Source organism: Nocardia sp. JMUB6875, from assembly GCF_041154655.1.
Taxonomy (GTDB): Bacteria; Actinomycetota; Actinomycetes; order Mycobacteriales; family Mycobacteriaceae; genus Nocardia.
This window is the reverse complement of sequence record NZ_BAAFGR010000140.1, coordinates 1-21,791: the sequence shown is the minus strand read 5'-3', so window position 1 is coordinate 21,791 and position 21,791 is coordinate 1. Positions and strand designations below refer to the sequence as shown.

Genomic DNA, 21,791 nt, shown 5'->3' with positions numbered 1-21,791 from the left:
CCCCTCATCGACCGCATCGTCGCCCTCACCGGCCGTGACCCCCACTGGAAGCCCTGACCTGCGGGTCCGGCGGAAAGTCTGTCGGGGAACGGTTCACCGATGGACGCGGGTGCGGAGTGTCTCGAGGCCGTCGCCGTGGAGATCGGTCAGTGCCGCGGCGCGGCCCGCGAGACTCAGGGCGATGGCCTCGCCGGGGCCGCGGACCTCCGGGCCCTCGCCGTGCTGCCAGTCGACATCGCTCGCGACCAGCTTCAGGCCCCGCATGCGTTGCGGCGCACCGGCGAAAGGGTCCGGGTTGTGCAGGACCGCGAGCAGTCGGTCCTCGGGGATCTCGCGTACACGGCCGAGGGGACGCCGAATGTCCTGATGGTGAATTACCAAGTCCGCCAGTGATAGTCGCGGCATTAGCTTCGCGCCGAGGCCGGTGTTCGCCGATGCCTCGACTCGCGACAGCAGTTCCTCGGTCGACCAGGATCGCGCCCGCCGAATCTGGGCGGCATTGAGCCGATCGAGCGACCCGCGGGCCTTCACGCCGTCGCCGAGATAGGTCGCCGTCGGCATCGAGTCGTGCAGCAGGTGCGCGACCACATCGCGCACTCGCCAACCGGCGCACAGGGATTCGGTCTCCCACTCGGTCGGCGTCAACGTCCGCAGCAGCGCCGCGAGATCCTCGCGTTCCCGCCGGATCAGCGGGCGCAGGTCGTATCCGCCCAAAAGCGTTGTCCACCCGGTCATATCGATCCTCTCCGTCGGCAGGTGTTCACAGGCCGAGCCGGAAGAAGTTCCCGAGCCCGCGCCGCCGCCACTCCACCATCATCCTCGGTGTCGGCAGCCAGAACGGGTCCGGCGCCGGAACGCCCAGCCGCGTGTCGCGGGTGAGCCCGTAGCGCGGGCCCTCACGCAGCACGGTCACCAGCGAGAATTCGGGCTGATAGTCGTAGTCGAGACGGCCCTTCCCGAGCAGCTCGGTGATCAGGGCGGCCATCTGCGCTGGAGCCCGGGTGATTCCGTGGATCTCCGGATGCGCGCGCCGCCACTGCTCCGCGGCGTCCTCGGAGGCGCGCACGCCTCGACCGCGCATTCGGCGAACCAGCGCTGCGCGCCGTCGACGGTGACCCGGAAGTGGTTGGGGAAGGCCGCGAACGGGCGCGCGTACACGATCTCCCCGCGCGGCGGTTGCGGGCTCGGCAGCGGTTCGTCTTGGAAGACAAGGCTGTTCGCGTGCTCGTCGTCCTGCAACGCGACGCAGATCGCGCCCTCCAGGTCGCGCAGCGCACCGCCGAGTTCCGCTTCGGTGAGGCCGAACTCCGTGCGCAGCTCCCGGATCGACGGTGCGGTCCCGACGCTTCGCGCCTGCGACATGATGCGTTGCCGCAGCGTGCGGGCTCGGGCGGAGAGTTCGGCCACGACTGCCTCCCGTCCTTCTCGAACATCGATCGCTATGTGATCACTGTTCACGGTTGATGGGATGTTGTCAAGGCCGGGCGGTATCAGGCGCGGAGAGGTGCGCCGACGTGGTGCAGGTGGCGCAGTGCCTCGCGGTAGGAGGTGATCAGGCCCGTCTCGTGGTAGGGGACGCCGAGTTCCGCGCAGTAGTCGCGGACGATCACCTGTGCGCGACGCAGGTTCGGGGTCGGCATGTTCGGGAACAGGTGGTGCTCGATCTGGTAGTTGAGGCCGCCGAGGGCGAGGTCGGTCAGCAGGCCGCCACGCACATTGCGTGAGGTCAGCACCTGGCGGCGCAGGTAGTCGGGGCGGTCGTCGCCGGTCAGGGTCGGCATGCCCTTGTGGTTCGGGGCGAAGATGCAGCCCATGTACAGGCCGAACAGCGCCTGGTGGACCACCAGGAACGCGACGGCCTGGTCGGCGGGCAGCACTGCGAAAAGCGCGGTCAGATAAGCGATGAAGTGGCCGAACAGCAGCGCGCCTTCCAATCCGCGGCGCTTGACCGATCGATTTCCGAGCGCCCGGACCCCGGCCACATGGAGGTTCAGGCCCTCCAGCATCAGCAAGGGAAAGAACAGGAAGGCCTGTGATCGTGCGAGCAGGCGGGGCAGACCCCGGCTACTCCTGGCCTGCCGCTGGGACCAGACCAGAATGTCGGGCGCGACATCGGGATCGAGTTCCTCGTGGTTCGGATTGGCGTGATGGCGCGTGTGCTTGTCCTGCCACCAGCCATACCCCAGCCCGATACCGGCATTGCCGACGATCCGGCCCACGACCTCGGTCGGCCGCCGCAGCCGGAAGACCTGCCGGTGCGCGACATCGTGCATGACGAGCGCGACCTGAGCGCACGCCACGGCCAGGAACGCCGCCACCAGAAGCGTCCACCACGAATCGCCCACCAGGAAGAACGCCGCCCACCCTGCCACGAACGCGATGCCGACGAGACTGAACCGGACCGCGTAATAGACGGGCCGCCGGTCCATCAATCCCGCCTCGGTGACCCGGCGCAACAAGCGGGCATAATCGCCATCGCCACCCCGCCGCGATGATCGTGAAACTGACTCGGGAACCGAAGCCGATATCGTCATGAATCGTCCTGAGAGCTAGTCGGAGCAGACGATTCGAAGCTATCGACGAGATTCTCGTTCGCCGTAATACCTTGGTATGACATGTAATCGGGACCGTGGTAGCGGTCCCGGTGCGATCCCGAGCAGTCGGCTTACCCGCGTTCGAACCTGCCTGACCTGACGGCCTCGGTGAAGGCATCCCAGGCGTGCGGGGGGAAGATGTGGGCCGGGCCGGTGGGGTTCTTCGAATCGCGGACGCCCACACGGCTATCGGGGAGGAAGGCTACTTCCACGCACTCGCCCTGCGGCTGACTGTAGGTGCTCTTGAACCAGTTCGCCTCGGATAGTTCACTGTTCACGCTCATACTCCTTCGCCATCCGGGTTACCAAGGTCTGAGTTGCCCTGGTGTCCAAGCTCGCTCGCTCGAGGGTGCGGTACGACCGATCGTACGACTCCACGTCCTCTGGCTTCCGTACGTAAAGACCGCCGATCACGTGCTCCAGGAAGACGGTGCGCGGTTCGATGGGCATTCCATCGGGCCCGCAACCGAAATCGAGGATGACGAACGGCGGCATGCTCACGCCGCAGGGGAATCCGGCTTCGAACGGCAGCACATGGAGCTTGATGTTGTCGTGCAGCGCGCTGATCTCGGTCAGGTGCCGCAACTGGGCGGCCATGATCGATGCGCTCCCGACGCGGTGGTGCAGCGCGGCCTGGCCGATAATCACGTCCATCGCCACCGGGTGCGGCCGCGTCAGGATGGACTTACGGTGCGTCTTGATCTCGACCCGTCGCTCCCATTCCTCAGGCTCCGAGTCCGGCAGAGCCCTTTTCATGAGGGTCAGGACGTAGTCCGGGGTCTGGAGTAGGCCGGGGATCAGATTCGGCTGGTAGGAGACCAGCGACTCGGCAGCGGCCTCCTGGGCGACGTAGACGCCGAAGCCCTCGGGGATCAGATCGCCGTAAGAGTGCCACCACCAATCCTTTTGAGCCGCTTGCAGAGCCAAACCGACCGCGCCCTCGATGAGGTCCTCGGAGACACCGTAGAGCTCGCAGATGGCTCGGACGTCGCGAGGATTGGGCTTGGCCTTCATACCCTTTTCCAAGCGATGCAGGGCGGTCTGGCTCATTACCGGGATCTTCGAGGCGGCCATTTCCAGGCTGTAGCCGGCTTCCTGACGCCACTGCCGCAGCCGTCGGCCGAGCTGGTGCAGCGGCAATGTCTGAACCACGCTCGGCATGATGTGTCCTTCCGTTCCGGGATGGCCCTACCTTCCGTTCTGGATCAATCGTGGCACCGAAATCGGGAGGTGTGCTGGGCTTTCGGAAATCCCGGATCAGATCTTCCGCATCAGGAATCGTGCGGCCGAACGCGCTGTGAGCATCAACGGTGATCCGCAATTCTCTCCGGAAGGAATCGAGATGGACATCGGCGAACAATCCACAGCGCGTACCCGCGAGTGGGTCAACGACAACTGCGGGAGCGGCTTCATCTGGCCGTTGAGTCGGCAGCGCGCAGAGGGCATCGCCCGCATCCATGCCACTTGCGATCCGCCTTGCCCGCGCCTGCTCGCAGCGATCGAGTATCTGAATACGCTGGGGCCCAGCGCGATCGGGTCAGGCGATGGCGCAGGCGATGGTGGTGAAGGTGGTTGAGAACTGTTCGTTGGTTTGCTCGGTGTTGACGCTGACGGCCGCAGCGGTTCCCTTGGTGGTGGCGATCGCGATGGTGCTGAAGCCGGGGATGCCGCCGGTGTGGCCCCACAGTTCCTTTGTCTCCGCGCCGCACGGCAATTGGAATCGGATCAGGCCGAGGCCGTAGGTCATCTCGGCGAAGGACTGCATGGGGAGCGTCTGTTGCATCTGCGCGAGTTGTGCTGCCGGAAGCAGTTTTCCGGTTACCAGCGCGGTGAAGAAGCGGTTGACGTCGGCGCCGGTGGAGACGATCGCGCCGGCGGCGCCGGCCCAGGCCGTCTCGGTATCGGTGGCATCGACCCATTTGCCGTCGACCTTGCGGTAGCCCAAGGGGTGTGGATCGTGCAGGCTCGTGTCACCGGGCAGCGGGATGTAAGTGTCGTGCATGCTCAGGGGCTCGAGGATGCGGCTGTTGATGGCGGCCGCGAGTGACCCGCCGGTCACGCGTTGAATCAGCATGTCCAGCAGCACGTAATTGGTGTTGGTGTAAAGGAATTGGGTTCCCGGCTCGAACTGCGGCGGCAGGCTCAAAGCGATGTTCACCAGGTCGGCGGGTGTGAAATCGCGGTAAGCCTTGCCGTCCGACATCTGATCGAGCTGCTGCGGCAGCCGCTCCGACCCGCTTTCCGGCGCGAAATCCGCGAGCCCGCTGGTGTGCTGAAGCAACTGGTGCACGGTGATCCGATTGCCGTCATTCCCGTTGCCCTGCACCACACCCGGCAGGTACCGCTCGATCGGAGCCTCGAGATCGACCGCGCCCTCCCCGACGAGCTGCATGACGACGGTCGCGACGAAAGTCTTGGTGACACTGCCGATCCGGAAATGCGCATGTTCGGCATAGGCCGCCCCGGTGGCAACGTCGCCTGATCCGGCGGTAACGGTGTGCTCCCCATCGGGTCCACTGATGACGGCCTGCGCCCCGGGCATCCCGGAACGAACCAGCTCGTTCAGCGCATCGGACACCTGCCCGCGCACCGCCGAGTCCGTCCCCGATTTCGCCGTGCTCGCACCGCAGCCCGCCGCCGCCAACAGCGCCACAGCGACGACGACATACCGCCCGCAACCCCGAAACATCCTCATACCCACGACGCTAGGGACGAGACCCATCCGCGCCTATCCGGTAACCCCCGGATAACCCCATGAATTGGCCCTACCTCTGCGGTCGTACGTGCTACCACGACCGATCAGCGGGTCATCGTGCCGACGCCGCCATCGGCGGGCTCGTCGGTCCAGCCGGTTACGGCGCGGACCTCGGCGACCAGGCGGGAGATCAGGCCGATCGGGGCTCGGGGGAGCCAGAGGGCGGCCATGTGGGCGGGCTGGGCGTCGGATACCGGGAGCCAGCGGACGCCGGGGGCCGCGGCTGCCCGGGCGAAGGGTTCGGGGGCCATGAGGATGCCGCGGCCGCGGGCCACCAACAGGATCGCGTCGAGCAGATCGTTGAGCATGGGGACGCGTATCGAGCCGGGGGTCGCTCGGAGGCGGGCGGCGTCTTCGGGCAGGAACATCTCGGGCTTCACGATCGGGTCGTCGGCGAGGTCGGACAGGGTCACCGACTCGCGTCCGATGAGCGGGTGGTCTTCCGGCAGGGCGACCATGCGGGTGTCGGCGCGGACGTCCGCGCGCATGAACGGGTCCTGGTCGATCGGTGGCCACATGAAGGCGACGTCGGCCGCTTCGGACAGCAGCAATTGCCAGCCGTCCTCGGTGGCCGGAATGGTCAGGAGGTCGACTTGCAGGCCCGGGAAGCTGATTTCGAGAGCATCGGCGATGGTCGTGGCGAAATCCGTTGCCGCATAGGGGCAGCAAGCTATGCGCAGCCGTCCTTCCTGCCGTCTGGCCACCGCCTGGACGCGTTGGCCCAGGGCGTCCAGGTCGGCGAGGATTTCCCCGCCGCCCGCGGCCAGCTCCGCACCGGCCGGAGTCAGCACGACACCCCGCGGCGTCCGAATCAGCAGGCTCACCCCGAGATTGCGCTCCAACTGCTGGATGTGCAGCGAAACCGCCTGCTGGGTCAGGTGCAGTTGCGCGGCGGCGCGGGTGATATTCGATTCCTTGGCGACGGCCACGAACGAGCGCACGTGCTGGGTATCGAGGTGGGGCATGGGGAAATCGTAGGCACAAGCCCTGCTTGTGACCGGGCCCCGAATACTTGTTTTCCAAACTCGGTGCAGGTCAGCAGGATTGCGGGAGTCATGCGGAGCAGCCGCACCGAACAGAGGAGCATCCATGGCCACGATCGTGGTTTCACACGGCTTGAGCGCACGCGAAGACAGCGTGTGGTTCCCGACCTTCAAGACCGAACTCGAAACCCTCGGCCACCACGTCGTCATCCCCAACCTGCCCGAACCCGAAGCGCCGCAACCCGGCCCGTGGCGCGAGGCCCTCGCCGCCGCCGCGACCGCCCCGACCGGCGACACCGTCCTGGTCGGCCACAGCATCGGCGCCGTCAACATTCTGCGCCTGCTCGAACAACACGACCCCGCCACCGGCACCTTCGCGGGTGTGGTCCTGGTGTCCGCGTCGGTCCACGAGGTCGGCTACGACCTGCTCGCCGACTTCTTCAAGGACGGCTTCGACTGGCCCCGTATCCGCCGCGCGGCCAACACCTTCCGCGTCCTCCAGGCCATCGACGACCCGGTCAACGCCCCCGACCCCCTCGAACACGTCAACACCCTCATCCGCGAACTCTCCGCCACCGCCCTCATCCTCCCCACCGGCGGCCACCTCGGCGCCACCCCCGACGACCACATCCACCTCCCCGAAGCCACCCGCCTGACCCTGGACTGCCTGCCGGTCAACGCGTCACCTGCTCCGTCATCGGGGCGGTGACGGTCGTGACGTACTGAACCGCCGCGAGCACCGCGACCGGCGCGGACACCAGGAGTTGACCGGCGACGGTGCCGAGCGCCCCGATCGCGAGAACCCCACCGAGACAGCCGATCGCACCGGCCGGGAGGAAGGAGCCGAACAGCCCGACAATGGTGGCCGCGGCGACGGTCGCGCCCGCCACCGCGCCCAGTACGCAACCGACCGCCGCGCCGCCGATGCCGCCGACGAGCGTGCCCAGCGAGACGCCGAGCGCGACCGTGCTCGTCAGCCGGCCCCACGCCGCGACCTCCCGCTGATACTCGCTGGTGAAGTTCGCGGAATCCTCATAGGGCAGGGCGACGGGGGTGTAGACCGCGTGCTCGCGGTCCAGCCGAGGGGTGAGGGTGACCGTGCGGTCGGCCACGACCGCATCGATGGGAAATACGAAATCGTCGATGCGGAACGACATTTCGGCCTGCTCGAGCACGGCGTGTCCCGGTGCTTCGAGCGTGAGTACGCCGTCGCGCAGGACGATCGCACCGTCGGCGATGGTGATGACGGCGGAATCGTCGACCACGGTGGCGGTGACACCGATGCCCGCGTCGGGAACCGCGGGCGCGGCCGCGGCCGGAACCGCGCACAGCCCGGACGTGATCGATGCGGCGAGCAGAAAAGCGGTGGTTCGCATGGTGGTTCCTCAGCTCAGCCGGGCCAGCTCGGCCACGACGACCCGTGCCACGTCCACCTGCCCGGCCGGGGTGAGGTGGACGCCGTCGGGTTCGAACAGCCGTCGCCCGGGCTCGGGGTGGGTGGCCGTGAGGACGTCGATCACCACCTCGGGCCGGGCGTCCAGATCCGCCGCCGTCTCCGCGAGATCCTTTGCTCGCCAGCTGATTCCGGCGGCCTGGAAGGGTGGGAACGCGGCCACGAGGGACTCGTCCACATCGGTCGGCGTGAGCCACACCCAGCGTGCGGTCGCCGCACGCCCGCGCAGCAGGTCGACATTGCGCACCGTCTCGTCGGCGCTTACCACTCGGGGGCCGTCCGAGCCCATCCGCTGCGCGTCGTTCGCGCCCAACTGGCACAGCACCCAGTCCGGCGACTGAAAGCCCAGTGCCCCTGAACTTTTCAGCACCTGCGTGGTGGTGGCTCCGGCCACGGCCAGATTGGTGAAGGTGATGCCGTCCCCCGGCCGCCGCAGCCGCACCAGGTGCCCCAGGATCTCGAACCAGGAGAGCCGGTCGGCCGTGCTGCTCTCACCGAGCGCGATCACCCGCTCTCCCGGCGCGAACGGCAGCCGGTCCACCTGGGCGGCGATCTCCGGATCGGTGAGCAGATCGGCCGCCGACGCCCGCGCCTGGGCCTCCAGAGCCTCCAGCAGGGAAAGGTATTCGTCGGTTTCGAGGCCGAAGAGCGCCGCGAGATGCGTCGCTTCGATGCCGCGCAGATACGGCAGCGACAGCTCGGGCTTCTGAAAGCGGACCAGCTTGGCGATGAGATCGTTCGTCATTTCGGCTCCTGTGAATCGTTGGCGGGGAAGGGATTACGAGCGGGGCAGCCGGAATCCGGCCGTGATCAACCACGCCATGCCGGTGAACCGGGCGATGGGCAGCAGGAACGCCGCGCCGGTGAAGGTCAGCGCGAGGGTGGTGCACAGCGCGATGAGCGCGATGGCGAAGCCGATACGGATCATCCATGGCCCGAGCGCATTTCGATGTCCGGCGCTGATCGCGATGCCCGCGATGAGCAGTCCGGTCGCCATGACGTTCGCGGGGCCGCCGACGAGGAAGGCGAGGGTGTGGACCGCGCGCACGACGCCCGCGTCGGCGGTCACCTCCGGCACCGTCAGCACCCAGCTGACCGTGCCCGAGCAGAGCAGGAACACCGCCGCCAGGCCGCCGCCCAGTGCGGTGAGGGCGGTGCCGAAGCCGTCGGAGTGTCGCCGCAGCCGGGCGACGGCCGCCGCCGTGTAGAGGACGAGCGGGATGGCGCTCGCGTATTGCAGGACCGCGCCGGTGCGCACGGCCGAGGGGTGGTCGCGGAAGTAGTCGAGCGCGTCGGCGGCATTTCCGAACGGCGACGGAAATGGACTTCCACCTGCGCGAATCGTGCTGATGACGAGTCCGGCGACGAAGAGTCCCGCGAACGCCGCGCCGAGCACACCGAGCGGCGGTTCCAGGGGGCGGACGGATTTCTCGACGGGGGATGCGGCTGCTACGGCCATGGCGATCCGTTCTTATCAGTGAATCGTTCTCTACAGTGAACGATTAGCTGATGTGTACGATAACCCCGTGGTCGATGCGAAGCAAGAGGATTCGAAGCGGGCGCACCCGAACCGCCCCATGCGAGCGGCGGCCTTCCAGCTCGCCCAGTTGGGCGGCCATGCGGCGCAGCGCTTCGCCGAACGCATCGCCGAAATCGGGCTCACGCCACCGGAAGTCGGCATCCTGCGATTGATCGCGGCCGAGCCCGGCCGCAGTCAGCGGTCATTGGCCGCCGAATTGGGTGTGGTGCCCAGCCGCGTGGTGGCCCTGATTGATCCACTCGACCGCAAGGGCTGGATTTCGCGGCGCCGCAGCGAGAGCGACCGCCGCAATCACGAACTGCACCTCACCCCGGAGGGTGGAAAGCTGCTCGCGCGCATGGCGACCCTCGCGGTCGCCCACGAAACGGAAATGTTCGAAAACCTGAGTGACGAGGAATACGAGCAACTCGCCACCCTCCTCACCAAACTGGTCGCCGCCCGCGCCCTGACCCCGGGCGTCCACCCGGGCTATCGAACGATGAGCTGAGCGCCGGCCGGTCAGAGCTGGTCAGCGGCTCGATTTCAGCTTGTCGATATCGACCGTCACGTTGGTGCCGGTGCCTGTCACCACGACCTTGCCGTTGTTGAAGTGCAGGCCGGTGGGGACCACACCGAACGGGAGCAGGCCGCTGACGTCGAGCAGGACGAGGGGGCGGGTGGCGTCGAAGCGGACGGTGGCCTCGAGGCGATCGACGTGGATCTTGTGGAGTTGGCGTGAGGTGAGGTCGCCGAAGGGGACTTCGGCGCCATGCAGATTCGCCTCGACGTCTACGAAGCCGAACTTGTCGGTGCCGACGTGGTTCGCTCGCACCTCGACGTTGTCGTATTTGCCTTGCGCCACTTGGATCAGGAACGGGAAGCCGGTGATGTCGACGCTCGGGTCGGAGCCGAGATTCGCGGTATTGCGCATCGCCTGGGCGGCGGCGTGGTCGGCGTAGGCGGCCGCCCCGAAGTCCGCCGCGACGGCGAGTCCACAGATGACGATGAGCGCGATGAGCAAGGTCCGCATGGCAACAGGATGTCAGCTGCGGGACGCCGGGGCTCGGCGTCAGGCGGCCGCGGCGAGCGGGAGGTGAATCCGTAGCGTCGTGCCGAGCGCGGTGGTGTACAGGCGGACCAGATCGGCGAGCTGGTTGATCAGCAGCAGACCCCGCCCGCCGGGCCTCCGCAGCGGCGCGGGGAGACGACCCGCCAGCGGATTGGTGATGTGGCCGGAATCCTGGATCTGACAACAGAATTGGGATTCCTCGATCCAGAAGGCGAGCACCCCCTGTCCGCCGCCGTGCAGCACCGAATTGGTGGTGGCCTCACCGACGATCAGTTCCAGATCGGTGACCCGTTCCTCGCTCATGCCGCCCCGCCGGGCGTAGGCGACCGCCGAGTGCCGGGCGGTGGCCAGGGTGGCGGTGTCGAAGGCCAGGGTTTCCGCGGTCGCGGGCGGTGCGGGCAGCGGACGGTTGTACTCGGCCACGATCCGGTCGGGATCGTAGTCGCCACTGAGGGTTTCGCCGCTGTCCTCGATCACGGTCGGGTGGGTGGTGAAGGCATCGGCGATGGCGCGCTCGGACAGCGTGGCCAGGTCGTAGGGGCACAGGATCGTCACGGCGCGACCGGCGAAGGCCGCGTTGATCAGCGCCTCGTGCTGCACACACGCCGGATACTCCAGCGGCGAACGGTCGGCCCAGATCGGTTCGCCGATGATGCGGACCCGGGTGCCGGGATGCGCGTCGGCGAAGGCGCGCAGCACGCCGGGAATGATCCGGGCCGGATTGCGGCCCTCGACCGTCATATCCAGCAGGTGCACCGCATCGGCATCCGCGCCGAGCGCCGCGCGAATCAGTTCCAGATTGGCCGTGGGTACCGAGACCGCGACCGGCTCACCGTGGGCCAGGCCCTCGCGGATGAAGCCGACGGTACCGTGTAGGTACTCCTCGTCACCCCGGTAGAAGTAGGCGGGGTGCACGAAACTCTCGGCGGTGCTGGGTGTTTCGTCGGAAGCGGTCATGAGGCGAGCACCTCCACGCTGGCACAAGGACAACTCCCGCGACAGTTTACGCCCGGCCGCCGGGCGGGCGGTCTCGCGCCGGTCAGGGCCGGGTAAGCCCGGGTAGGGCCGGGTGGAGCCGGTCATTGTGGTGACGGACAAGATCGCGCGGGCAGGCGTTGAAAAGCTCCGTCGTGGTTAATCCCATGGAGAGCGACGGAGAGTGTTCGGACGCGCTGTAGGAGGCAGTGGCACCATGCAGGGACAATCGAAACGAAGTGACAGTGGACCCCGCGGTTGGTTTCCCCAGCCCGGTGTGCCGGGTGAGGGGAAGGCGGAGATGATTCGCGGTGGAGCGGAGTCCGAGCCGTCCCCCCAGGTCGGGACGGTCGCCGTGAGTGTGGCCGCGCAGGCCGCGATGCTGCCGATGCTGCGCTCGGTGGCCGAAACCGTGCTGTTGACGGCGGATTTCACCATCGATGTGGTGACCGATGTGCGGGTGGCGATCGACGAGGTGGCCACCGCGTTCGTGATGGCCGCGGCCCTGGGCTCCGAGATCGCCTGTGAGCTGCGCTATGACCGGCATCAGATCGATGTCGAGATCTCGGGGCTGACCAGGACCCGCGCCCTGCTGCGCGGTGACAGTCTGAGTCGCACGCTGTTGGAATCGGTGACCGACGAGCTCGACATCGGGGAGGGTACGGGCCGCGCGGACACGTATTCCTATCTGACAGTAGTACGTTTCAGTCGTCGGCGGAGTCGACACGAGGGATGATGGTGACCGGGCCGATCGAGGGAGTGGGCGTTGACCGAGAGCGGAATGCCGCGATTGCTGACCGTATCGCGTGCGAGCGCGAACGGAACCGCGGTGGTGTCCGCGGTGGGCGAGATCGACATTACGTCGGTGGCGCAGCTGCGGGATGTGTTGAGTGAGGCGTTGGCCGCCGTCGAGGCGCCGGTGATCGATTTGTCGGGCGTGCGGTTCATCGGGTCGGTCGGGTTGACCGTCCTGCTCGAGGCGGCGGAGAAGATCAGTCCGAAGCGGCTGCGCATCGTGGTGTCCCCGCACGTCCGCCGCCCGATCGAGATCACCGGACTGGACGAGCTGCTGCTGCTCAGCGACACCCTGGACCAGGCTTTGGCACAGTAGGCATCGGCTCCCCGCGGCGATCGGCGATTTGCTTGATATTCACCGTGATTCGACTGTGATAAGGCTCTCGAAAGTGTGTTTTCGAGCGCCCCGGCCGGGTAACTCGAAGATCAACGAAATGCTGATAACTCGAAGTGAGGGAAAGCAATGTCGAGTGAACACGCGGTACGGTCGGGAGCACGGGCCCACGAGGGCGGCGATGCGGGCGGCGCAGGCGATTCCTACGACAACATCGAACCCCGGCTGCTGGAGCTGGCCGAACTCCCGGCCGGAAGCGATGAGCGGGAGCGGGTGCGCGAGGAGATCATCGCCCGGTGTCTGCCCTTGGGCGAGCACATCGCCCGCAAGTACGCCGGGCGCGGCGTCGACGTCGAGGACCTGACCCAGATCGCCGCGGTCGGCGTGATCCTCGCGGTGGACCGTTTCGATCCCTCCCAGGGCGCGAGCTTTCTGTCCTTCGCGCTGCCCACCATCATGGGTGAGGTCCGGCGCTACTTCCGCGACAGCACCTGGGCGGTGCGGGTGCCGCGCCGGATCAAGGAGTTGCAGCAGCGCATCGCGCCGACGATCGCCGAGCTGACGCAGCGGCTCGGACGCCAGCCCACGGCCCGCGAGATGGCCGCGGAACTGCGGGTCGATCTGGCCGAGGTCACCCAGGCCCTGATCGCGAGCAACGGCTACCACGCCGAATCCCTGGATACCCCAGCGGTTTCCAATGATGACGGCGGCGTCGCGCCGTCTCCGCTGGACCGGTGCGCGACCGTCGAGCCGGGCTACGCGCTCATCGAGGACGCCCTGGCCGCGGCGCCCGGGCTCGCCACCCTGCCCGAGCGGGAACGCGAGATCCTGGTCATGCGATTCGGTGAGGAGCGCACCCAGGCCGAAATCGCCAGGGCCATAGGCGTTTCGCAGATGCAGGTGTCGCGTCTGCTGACACGAACACTCAATGAGCTGCGCAGCCGGGCCACGGGCGGGGAACCGCGGACCGCACGGGTGGCCTGAGCCCGGCGCCCGCCCGAACTCGGCTCCCGCATCCGGCCGAAAATCGGGTCCCGAGCGTGTCTGTCCGAACGGGCGACGGTCGTACACTTGATCCGCCCTGAAGCTGATCAGCGGCACATGAAGGCGAGGCTTTCGAGGAGCGAGGGTGGCCGAGAGCGGAATGTCCCTACCGTTGTTGGTGGTGACGCGCAGTCGGATCGACGGCGTCGAGGTGGTCTCGGCCACCGGTGAGATCGACAGCACCTCCGCCGGACAGTTGGGCACGGTGCTCGAGCAACTCGCCGTGCCGGGCGCACAGCTGGTGGTGGACCTGTCCGGGGTCGAGTTCATGGGTTCCGTCGGGCTGACCACCCTGCTGGTCGCGTCGAAATCCACCGGCCCCCAAGGGGTTCTCGTGGTGGCATCGCACCAGGTCCGCCGTCCGATCGAGGTGACCGGACTGGACGCGGTGCTGCCGCTGTTCGACACCCTCGAGGCCGCGCTGGCGTGCGTGGTGCGCCGGGCGGACGAAGGCGCCTGAACGGACAGACCTGTCCTTATGGACGGGTCTGCTGCGTCGTGGCGCGGTGGCCCGTAGAGTCAATCTCGGTTGTGGTGTTCACAAACCAGCACCTCGCCGCCCCGCCCACGGCCCGCCCGGCCGTGCCGGTCAGAGTGGGATGTGATGACGAAAGACGTGTCGCCCAACCGCCAAGCGTCGCAGCCGGTCGCGTCGTCGGCCGACCAGGTCGAGCTGCGAAAACTATTGGCGGGGTTGACCGCGGTCCGGGACGGTGATTTCGGCACCCGGCTGCCGAACGACGCCGACGGACTGCTCGGCGAGATCGCCACCGTGTTCAACGGCATGGTGGACCAGCTGTCGCTGTTCACCTCCGAGGTGACCAGGGTCGCGCGCGAGGTCGGCACCGATGGGCGGCTGGGCGGTCAGGCGGAGATCACCGGGGTGTCGGGCACCTGGAAGGACCTCACCGACTCGGTGAACGCCATGGCCGGCAACCTCACCAGTCAGGTGCGCGATATCGCCCAGGTCGCCACCGCCGTGGCGCGCGGTGATCTCTCGCAGAAGATCACGGTGAGCGCGCGCGGCGAGATCCTGGAGTTGAAGAACACCATCAATACGATGGTCGATCAGCTGTCCTCGTTCGCAGACGAGGTCACCCGTGTCTCGCGCGAGGTCGGCACCGAGGGCATTCTCGGCGGTCAGGCCGATGTGAAGGGCGTGTCGGGGACCTGGCGCGATCTCACCGATTCGGTGAACTTCATGGCGGGCAACCTCACCGCGCAGGTGCGTTCCATCGCTCAGGTCGCGACGGCGGTCGCGCGCGGTGACCTCACGCAGAAGATCAATGTCAATGCGCGGGGCGAGATTCTGGAGTTGAAGAACACCATCAATACGATGGTCGATCAGCTGTCCTCGTTCGCAGACGAGGTCACCCGCGTCTCGCGCGAGGTCGGCACCGAGGGGCGGCTGGGCGGTCAGGCCGATGTGAAGGGTGTCTCCGGCACCTGGAAGGACCTCACCGAATCGGTGAATGTCATGGCCGACAACCTCACCGCGCAGGTGCGCTCGATCGCCCAGGTCACGACCGCGGTCGCGGACGGTGACCTGACGCAGAAGATCCGGGTCGACGCGCGCGGGGAGATCCTCGAGCTCAAGGAGACCATCAATACGATGGTCGATCAGTTGTCCTCGTTCGCCGATGAGGTCACCCGGGTCGCGCGCGAGGTCGGCACCGAGGGCAATCTCGGCGGGCAGGCGACCGTGCGCGGCGCGTCGGGCACCTGGAAAGACTTGACCGACAACGTCAATGTCATGGCCTCCAACCTCACCAGCCAGGTGCGCTCCATCGCGCAGGTCGCCACGGCGGTGGCGCGCGGCGATCTGGGGCAGAAGATCACGGTGGAGGCCAAGGGTGAGGTCGCGGCGCTGGCCGGGGTCATCAATACGATGGTCGACACGCTGTCGGCGTTCGCGGACGAGGTCACCCGTGTCGCGCGCGAGGTGGGGACCGAGGGCATGCTGGGCGGCCAGGCCCGGGTGCCGAACGTGGCGGGCACGTGGAAGGACTTGACCGACAACGTCAATTCCATGGCCAACAACCTGACCAATCAGGTGCGCAATATCGCCCAGGTCACCACGGCCGTCGCGCAGGGCGATCTGACCAGCAAGATCGACGTCGACGCGCGCGGCGAGATCCTCGAGCTCAAGACCACCATCAACACCATGGTCGACCAGCTGTCGGCCTTCGCCGCCGAGGTCACCCGCGTCGCCCGCGAGGTCGGATCCGAGGGGCGGCTGGGCGGTCAGGCCGAGGTCGAGGGCGTGTCGGGCACCTGGAAACGCTTGACCGAGAACGTGAACGAGCTGGCGGGCAACCTGACCCGGCAGGTCCGGGCGATCGCCGAGGTCACCTCCGCGGTGGCCGAGGGGGATCTGACGCGGTCCATCACCGTGGAGGCCTCGGGTGAGGTCGCCGATCTCAAGGACAACATCAACTCGATGGTGGAGTCCCTGCGCGAGACCACCAAGGCCAACCAGGATCAGGACTGGCTCAAGACGAATCTCGCCCGCATCTCCGGGCTCATGCAGGGGCCGCGGGATCTGCGGGTGGTCGCCGAGCTGATCATGGACGAGCTGGTGCCGCTGGTGTCGGCCCAGTTCGGGGCCTTCTATCTGGCCGACGAGACCGCCGAGCCGCCCGAGCTGCGGCTGCTCGGCTCCTACGGCAGCCCCGAACAGCCGGACAGCGCAAGACGTTTCACCTTCGGGCAGTCGCTGGTCGGGCAGGCCGCGCGCAGCCGTCGCACCATCGCCGTCGACGAGGTGCCGGGCGACTACGTCACCATCTCCTCCGGGCTGGGGCGGACCGCGCCGGTCAATCTGCTGGTGCTGCCGATCGTGGTGGAGGATCAGGTGCTCGGCGTCATCGAATTGGCGTCGGTGCATCGGTTCACCAGCATCCACCGGGATTTCCTGGATCAGCTGATGGAGACGATCGGCGTCAATGTCAACACCATCATCGCCAATGCCCGGACCGATGAACTGCTCGTCGAATCCCAGCGGTTGACCTCCGAATTGCAGGCTCGCTCACAGGAATTGCAGGTCCGCCAGGAGGAGCTGCAGCGTTCCAATGCCGAAATGGAGGAGAAGGCCGCGCTGCTGGCCATGCAGAACCGCGATATCGAGGCCAAGAACCTCGAAATCGAGCAGGCGCGACAGGAATTGGAGACCCGCGCCCAGGAGCTGTCGCTCGCCTCGAAGTACAAGTCGGAGTTCCTGGCGAACATGAGCCATGAGCTGCGCACCCCGCTCAACAGCCTGCTGATCCTCGCGCAGTTGCTGGCCCAGAACCCCGGCCGCAATCTGACCGCCAAACAGGTCGAGTACGCGAGCATCATTCATTCGGCCGGTTCGGATCTGCTGCAGCTGATCAATGACATCCTCGATCTGTCCAAGGTCGAGGCGGGCAAGATGGACGTCTCGCCGGAGCGGGTGCCGCTGCGCAAACTGCTGGATTACGTCGAGGCCACCTTCCGGCCCCTGACCACCCAGAAGAATCTCGGCTTCCGGATCGTGACGCTGCCGGGGCTGCCGCCGGATCTGCTCACCGATGATTCGCGATTGCGGCAGGTGCTGAGCAATCTGCTGTCCAACGCGGTCAAGTTTACCGAGACCGGGTCGGTGGAATTGCGGATCGGTCCCGCCGAGGCGCCCGAGCTGCCCGCGGGCGTGCGCCGCCACGGCCCGGCCGTGGCATTCCGGGTGGTGGACACCGGAATCGGCATCGCCGAACATCAGCTCGAATCGATCTTCGGCGCGTTCCAGCAGGCCGACGGCACCACCAGCCGCAAATACGGTGGCACCGGGCTCGGGCTGTCGATCAGCCGGGAGATCGCCTATCTGCTCGGCGGCGCGATCACCGCCGAGAGCGCGGTCGATCAGGGCAGCACCTTCACGCTGTATCTGCCGGTGGCGCGCCCGGACTTTCAGGAGCTGCCGCATGCCGAGCCCGATGCCGCGCCGGTCGGGGTGGCCGAGGCGGCGGGCGGCTCGGGTCCGGCCCCGCAGCGTCGGCTGCTCGTCATCGAGGAACGGCCGCACGGTCTGCTGACCCTGGTGGCCGAGAGCGCCGTCGCCGATCTCGCCTATCGCAATGATCCGCGCGGGCAGGTCCAGGTGGTGAGCGTGGTCGGCATGCGGGAGGCCGCCGCGGCCATGGCGGGCGAGGTATTCCATTGCGTCGTACTGGAATTGGATATGTCCAGCAAGACGGCGCTGCGGTTCCTCGACCTCATGGACGACGATCCGGCCTCGGCCGGGGTGCCGGTGCTGGCGCACATCCGCCGCCTCGACGGCGAGCAGGAGCGGCGTTTGCAGGAGCGGGCGGAGCATCGGCCACTGGAGCTGCTGACCAGCCTCGACGAGCTGCGCGAGCGCATCGCCCTGCATGTCACCGCGGACGCTCCGGGCGACGTGCTGCCGCTGGTGCGGCGCGAGGAGGCCGTGGTCGCCGCGCCCGAGGTGCCCGATGGCGAGCTGTCCGGGCGGACGGTGCTGCTGGTCGACGACGACGCCCGAAACCTGTTCGCGCTCAGCAGCATTCTGGAGCTGCACGGCGTGAAGGTGGTGCACGCGGAGAACGGTCGCGAGGGCATGGACAAGCTGGTCGCCCATCCCGAGGTGGATCTGGTGCTGATGGACGTGATGATGCCCGAGATGGACGGGTACACCGCGACCGCGGCCATTCGCGAGATCCCGCGCTACGCCGAGCTGCCGATCATCGCCGTGACCGCCAAGGCCATGCTGGGCGACCGCGACAAGAGCCTGGCCGCGGGCGCCAACGACTATGTCACCAAGCCGGTCGACGCGAATCTCCTGCTGGCGTGCATCCGCCGTTGGCTGAGTGCTTGATGGCCGATTCCGAGCACGGCGGCGAACCGGTACCGGCGGTCGGCCCCGAAGTCGGGCCTGAACTCGCCCGAATCGCCGCCACGGTGGAACGCCTGCGTGCCGAGATCCGGGCGGCGCGCGCGAGCGCCGACGGGCGTGCGGTGATCGAGATGGCCAAAGGCATTCTCGTGGAAAGGTTTCGGTGTGCGCCCGCGGACGCCGTGCGGCAGCTGGACCTGCTGTCCGAGCGTGCGGGGCTGACCCGGCTGGAGTTCGCCGCCGATCTGGTGAACCAGGTGGCGGGGGACGAGATCGGCACGGCGGTGGGCGAATTCGCGCCGGGCACGCCACCCGCGCGGTCCGAGGCGGTCCGGTTGCGCACCACCGAGAGCGGGGCGCTGGCCGCCGCGAACACTCGGCAGGTCGCGGAATCGATGCTCGAACACGCGGCCTCGCCCTTGGGGGCCACGGCGATCGCGCTGTGGGGCGCGGGCGGTGACGGATCGCTGACCTTGCGGGGATTCGCCGGGATCGGCGAATCCGAGGCCCGGCGGTGGCGATATGTGCCGCCGGGGGTGGACACCCCGGCCGGGCGGGCGCTGGTGCGGCGGGATTCGCTGTGGCTCAACGATATCGGCGAGACTGGTCTGCCCTCGATCGCCGGGGGCGGCGGTGGCCGGGTCGTGCTGCCGGTCGGTGTCGGCGGGCGGCTGGTCGGCCTGCTCGAGGTGTGCTGGCCGCGTCCGGTCGCGGACTATCCGCCCCGGATGCGTCGGCAGCTGGAGGCGCTGGCCAAATTGTGTTCCTACGCACTGGATTCGGACCCGGGTGGGGAGCTCGGTCCCGGTGCGGACGGGCCCGCCGAGGCGGTGCGACTGGCGGACGACCTCTTCGATCCGGCGCTGGTATTGCTACCCGCGTACGACGCCGCGGGCGCGCTGGTCGATTTCCGAATCCACCATCTCAATACGTGCTTTCTGGATCCCGCGGGTAGACCCCGTGAGCTGATCGAGGGCGCGTCACTGACCGAGGCGTATCCGATCTCCGTCGGCCGGGAGCGCCTGTTCGAGCGCATCGAGCGGGTCTACGCCACCGGTGCGAGCTATCGCGCCGATCCCGTCACGCTCACCGAGCTGTCCGGGCGACTGCCGCGATCGGTCGCGGCCGGGCTGAGCATCGGCCGCCACGGGAACGCCGTACTGGTGGTGTGGCGAATCCGGGACGTGGCGGAACGCTGGGCCGCGCTGTTGCGGCATGCGCAGCGGCTCGGCCGGGTCGGCGCTTTCGAGGAGAACGCGACCAGCGGCGAGATCGTGTGGAGTGAGCACATCTTCGCGATGTACGGGCTGGAGCCGACCGCCGACCCGATCCCGTTCGGTCAGCTGCCCCTCTATGTGGACCCTTCGGATTCACAAGCGGCACAACGGTTCCTGCGCACGGTACTGCGCTATCGACGGGTGGACTCGGCCGTTTTCCGGATCGTCCGGCCGGACGGCGGCTTCCGGCATGTGCGGATCGTCGCCGAACCGGTCCTCGACCCCGCGGGCAGCCTGCTCGCCATTCGCGGCGTGTATCAGGATGCCTCGACCCAGCATTGGACCGAGATCGCCCTGTCGGCCACCCGCGACCGGCTCACCCAGAGCGAGGAGCAGGCGGCCGAACAGAGTCAGCTCGCCCGCCGACTCCAAATGGCGATCATGCCCGAAACCCAGCCCGCCACCGAGATTTTCGGGTTGCGGACGGCCGTGCGCTACCGGCCCACCGAGCAGGACCACCTGGTTGGCGGCGACTGGTACGACGTCGTCGTACTCGCCTCCAAGCAGATTCTCCTGTCGGTCGGCGACATCGTCGGCCACGGCATCGCCGCCGCGACCGGAATGGTGGTGCTGCGCAACGCCTTACGCGGCTTGGCCGCCACCGGCGCGGGACCCGGCCAAATCCTGAACTGGCTGAACCACGTCGCCCACCAGCCCGACGAGACCATCTTCGCCACGGTCGTCTGCGGTCTCTACGATCCGGAAACCCGAATCCTGCGCTGGGCCCGCGCCGGACACCTGCCCCCGGTCCTGGTCCGCGCGGGCGCGGCCACCACCCTCCCGCCGGTCGAGGGCATCATCCTGGGCGCGGTGGCCGAAACCCAATACGAGGAAGGCGAATTGCGCCTGGAAGCCGACGACGTCCTCCTGCTCTACACCGACGGCCTCATCGAACGCCGAGGCCGCGCCCTGGACGACTGCGTCCAGCGCCTACTGACCGAATCGGCCCACTTCGACGGCTGCCTGGACGACCGCCTGGACCAGCTCCTCGGCAACAGCGACGCCGACAGCGACGACGACATGTGCGTAGTCGGCCTCCAGGTCTGCAGCGCACACAGCTGACCGGCTGGGGGTCAGAGTTCATGCGGTAGAGCCCGGGCGATTCGCCGTCGCAGGTGGGTACACACCGGGAGGGAATTGGGCAGGATCACCCGGTGTGTACCTGGCGCGGACGACGCTGTCCACAGCCCGCTGCGGAGGTGCGGGCGAACTGAGCCTATGGCCGATTCGATCAATGTCCGAGCCGACGTGAATGGTTTGGGGTGCTTCACATATCGGACCCGAGACTTCTGTCGAAGACACAATTGCCCGATGGCGATATCGGGTGTCAGGTATGCCGCATCGGTGCTCGCCGCCGACCGCGTCGCGGCGGGCTGGTCTGGTGACTGCGGGCGACCAGCGCGGAGATCACATGGTCGGATCGGGATCTCCGTGGCACCAAGGTGTCCGGCCCCACCGGGCTGATGGATGTGCGGCTGGCCGCGCCAGATCTCGAGGCCGTGCGTTTGTCGTGCTGCTGAGAACCAGCAACACCTTCGTACCCTGGTCTGGCGACCAGGTCTAAAGGGTCGGGGCGGGTCCTCGTCAAGTGTGGAAGGCTGGGGCTATGAACCGACTGGGCAGCTCCACATCGCCTTACCTGCGTCAGCATGCTGGGAACCCGGTGCATTGGCGGGAGTGGGATGCCGAGGCGTTGGCGGAGGCGGCGGAGCGGGATGTGCCGATTCTGTTGTCGATCGGGTATGCGAGTTGTCACTGGTGTCATGTGATGGCGCATGAGTCGTTCGAGGATGAGGCTACGGCCGCGTTGATGAACGAGAAGTTTGTGTGCGTCAAGGTGGATCGGGAGGAGCGGCCTGATCTGGATGCGGTTTATATGAACGCGACGGTGGCTATGACGGGGCAGGGTGGGTGGCCTATGACCTGCTTTTTGATGCCTTCGGGGGAGCCGTTTTATTGCGGGACGTATTACCCGAAGACGCCTCGGCATGGGATGCCCTCGTTCACGCAGTTGTTGACGGCGGTGGATGAGACTTGGCGGAATCGGCGGGATGAGGTGAATACGGCGGCGGCGCAGGTGGGGGAGGCGTTGCGGCAGCAGACGGCGGGGTTGCCGGAGGGGG

General features: G+C 67.5%; 21 protein-coding genes and 1 pseudogene. 10 read left to right on the top strand and 12 right to left on the bottom strand.

Annotation, left to right across the window (positions count from 1 at the left end):
- Positions 1-93: 93 nt before the first annotated feature.
- From ACAM49_RS29500 to ACAM49_RS29480, 5 genes and pseudogenes are all read right to left on the bottom strand, one after another.
- Positions 94-735, bottom strand: coding sequence for a maleylpyruvate isomerase family mycothiol-dependent enzyme (locus ACAM49_RS29500; protein WP_369638819.1), 642 nt, complete (start codon positions 733-735; stop codon positions 94-96).
- 25 nt (positions 736-760) lie between these two features.
- Positions 761-1,407, bottom strand: a pseudogene (locus tag ACAM49_RS29495) (hypothetical protein).
- Between the two features lie 83 nt (positions 1,408-1,490).
- A complete protein-coding gene (locus ACAM49_RS29490) occupies positions 1,491-2,459 on the bottom strand; it encodes a fatty acid desaturase (RefSeq protein WP_369638818.1) in 969 nt (322 codons plus the stop codon).
- 206 nt (positions 2,460-2,665) lie between these two features.
- Positions 2,666-2,878, bottom strand: coding sequence for a DUF397 domain-containing protein (locus tag ACAM49_RS29485; RefSeq protein ID WP_369638817.1), 213 nt, complete (start codon positions 2,876-2,878; stop codon positions 2,666-2,668).
- The gene (locus ACAM49_RS29480; RefSeq protein ID WP_369638816.1) at positions 2,862-3,755 is read right to left on the bottom strand and encodes a helix-turn-helix domain-containing protein; all 894 of its coding nucleotides are present in this window, start codon (positions 3,753-3,755) and stop codon (positions 2,862-2,864) included. Before ACAM49_RS29480 ends, ACAM49_RS29485 begins: the two co-directional genes overlap by 17 nt.
- A 1-nt stretch (position 3,756) precedes the next feature.
- Here ACAM49_RS29480 and ACAM49_RS29475 point away from each other — a divergent pair, with 1 nt between their 5' ends.
- Positions 3,757-4,170 (top strand): hypothetical protein, encoded by a 414-nt coding sequence (locus tag ACAM49_RS29475; protein ID WP_369638815.1) that lies wholly within the window; start codon positions 3,757-3,759, stop codon positions 4,168-4,170.
- On the opposite strand, the gene ACAM49_RS29470 is transcribed toward ACAM49_RS29475, so the two are convergent.
- Entirely contained in the window at positions 4,132-5,289 is a 1,158-nt protein-coding gene (locus ACAM49_RS29470) for a serine hydrolase domain-containing protein (protein WP_369638814.1), read from the bottom strand. The two genes, ACAM49_RS29475 and ACAM49_RS29470, sit on opposite strands and share 39 nt — an antisense overlap.
- A gap of 104 nt (positions 5,290-5,393) precedes the next feature.
- Complete coding sequence (locus ACAM49_RS29465) at positions 5,394-6,314, bottom strand: LysR family transcriptional regulator (protein WP_369638813.1); 921 nt, start codon at positions 6,312-6,314, stop codon at positions 5,394-5,396.
- 124 nt (positions 6,315-6,438) lie between these two features.
- Between ACAM49_RS29465 and ACAM49_RS29460 the strand changes: the two genes are divergently transcribed.
- Complete coding sequence (locus ACAM49_RS29460; protein ID WP_369638812.1) at positions 6,439-7,041, top strand: alpha/beta fold hydrolase; 603 nt, start codon at positions 6,439-6,441, stop codon at positions 7,039-7,041.
- Here the strand turns inward: ACAM49_RS29460 and ACAM49_RS29455 are convergent.
- From ACAM49_RS29455 to ACAM49_RS29445, 3 genes are read right to left on the bottom strand one after another with little or no spacing between them, the layout of a single operon-like run.
- Entirely contained in the window at positions 7,007-7,708 is a 702-nt protein-coding gene (locus ACAM49_RS29455; RefSeq protein WP_369638811.1) for a hypothetical protein, read from the bottom strand. The two genes, ACAM49_RS29460 and ACAM49_RS29455, sit on opposite strands and share 35 nt — an antisense overlap.
- A gap of 9 nt (positions 7,709-7,717) precedes the next feature.
- A complete protein-coding gene (locus ACAM49_RS29450; protein ID WP_369638810.1) occupies positions 7,718-8,530 on the bottom strand; it encodes an SGNH/GDSL hydrolase family protein in 813 nt (270 codons plus the stop codon).
- A gap of 33 nt (positions 8,531-8,563) precedes the next feature.
- The gene (locus ACAM49_RS29445; protein WP_369638809.1) at positions 8,564-9,244 is read right to left on the bottom strand and encodes a hypothetical protein; all 681 of its coding nucleotides are present in this window, start codon (positions 9,242-9,244) and stop codon (positions 8,564-8,566) included.
- Between the two features lie 67 nt (positions 9,245-9,311).
- Between ACAM49_RS29445 and ACAM49_RS29440 the strand changes: the two genes are divergently transcribed.
- Positions 9,312-9,812: a MarR family winged helix-turn-helix transcriptional regulator gene (locus ACAM49_RS29440; RefSeq protein ID WP_369638808.1), complete on the top strand. Its 501-nt coding sequence runs from the start codon at positions 9,312-9,314 to the stop codon at positions 9,810-9,812.
- A gap of 21 nt (positions 9,813-9,833) precedes the next feature.
- Here ACAM49_RS29440 and ACAM49_RS29435 read toward each other — a convergent pair whose 3' ends face one another.
- Together ACAM49_RS29435 and ACAM49_RS29430 are read right to left on the bottom strand one after the other, a co-directional pair.
- Positions 9,834-10,334, bottom strand: a complete 501-nt coding sequence (locus tag ACAM49_RS29435; RefSeq protein ID WP_369638807.1) for an LmeA family phospholipid-binding protein — start codon at positions 10,332-10,334, stop codon at positions 9,834-9,836.
- A gap of 39 nt (positions 10,335-10,373) precedes the next feature.
- Positions 10,374-11,330 carry an anti-sigma factor RsbA family regulatory protein gene (locus tag ACAM49_RS29430; protein WP_369638806.1) on the bottom strand — a complete coding sequence of 319 codons (957 nt, stop codon included), beginning with the start codon at positions 11,328-11,330 and terminating at the stop codon, positions 10,374-10,376.
- A 319-nt stretch (positions 11,331-11,649) separates the two neighbouring features.
- On the opposite strand from ACAM49_RS29430, the gene ACAM49_RS29425 reads away from it, so the two are divergent.
- The 7 genes from ACAM49_RS29425 to ACAM49_RS29395 form a co-directional block, all read left to right on the top strand.
- Positions 11,650-12,084 (top strand): hypothetical protein, encoded by a 435-nt coding sequence (locus ACAM49_RS29425; RefSeq protein ID WP_369638805.1) that lies wholly within the window; start codon positions 11,650-11,652, stop codon positions 12,082-12,084.
- Positions 12,085-12,114: 30 nt separating this feature from the next.
- Positions 12,115-12,459, top strand: coding sequence for an STAS domain-containing protein (locus ACAM49_RS29420; RefSeq protein WP_369638804.1), 345 nt, complete (start codon positions 12,115-12,117; stop codon positions 12,457-12,459).
- A 147-nt stretch (positions 12,460-12,606) separates the two neighbouring features.
- Positions 12,607-13,461: a SigB/SigF/SigG family RNA polymerase sigma factor gene (locus tag ACAM49_RS29415; protein ID WP_369638803.1), complete on the top strand. Its 855-nt coding sequence runs from the start codon at positions 12,607-12,609 to the stop codon at positions 13,459-13,461.
- Between the two features lie 181 nt (positions 13,462-13,642).
- Positions 13,643-13,981, top strand: a complete 339-nt coding sequence (locus ACAM49_RS29410; protein WP_369638802.1) for an STAS domain-containing protein — start codon at positions 13,643-13,645, stop codon at positions 13,979-13,981.
- Between the two features lie 144 nt (positions 13,982-14,125).
- Positions 14,126-18,373 carry a HAMP domain-containing protein gene (locus ACAM49_RS29405; RefSeq protein WP_369638801.1) on the top strand — a complete coding sequence of 1,416 codons (4,248 nt, stop codon included), beginning with the start codon at positions 14,126-14,128 and terminating at the stop codon, positions 18,371-18,373.
- Complete coding sequence (locus ACAM49_RS29400) at positions 18,373-20,730, top strand: SpoIIE family protein phosphatase (RefSeq protein WP_369638800.1); 2,358 nt, start codon at positions 18,373-18,375, stop codon at positions 20,728-20,730. Before ACAM49_RS29405 ends, ACAM49_RS29400 begins: the two co-directional genes overlap by 1 nt.
- 544 nt (positions 20,731-21,274) lie before the next feature.
- On the top strand, positions 21,275-21,791 hold a 517-nt coding region (locus ACAM49_RS29395), incomplete at its 3' end, for a thioredoxin domain-containing protein (protein ID WP_369638799.1).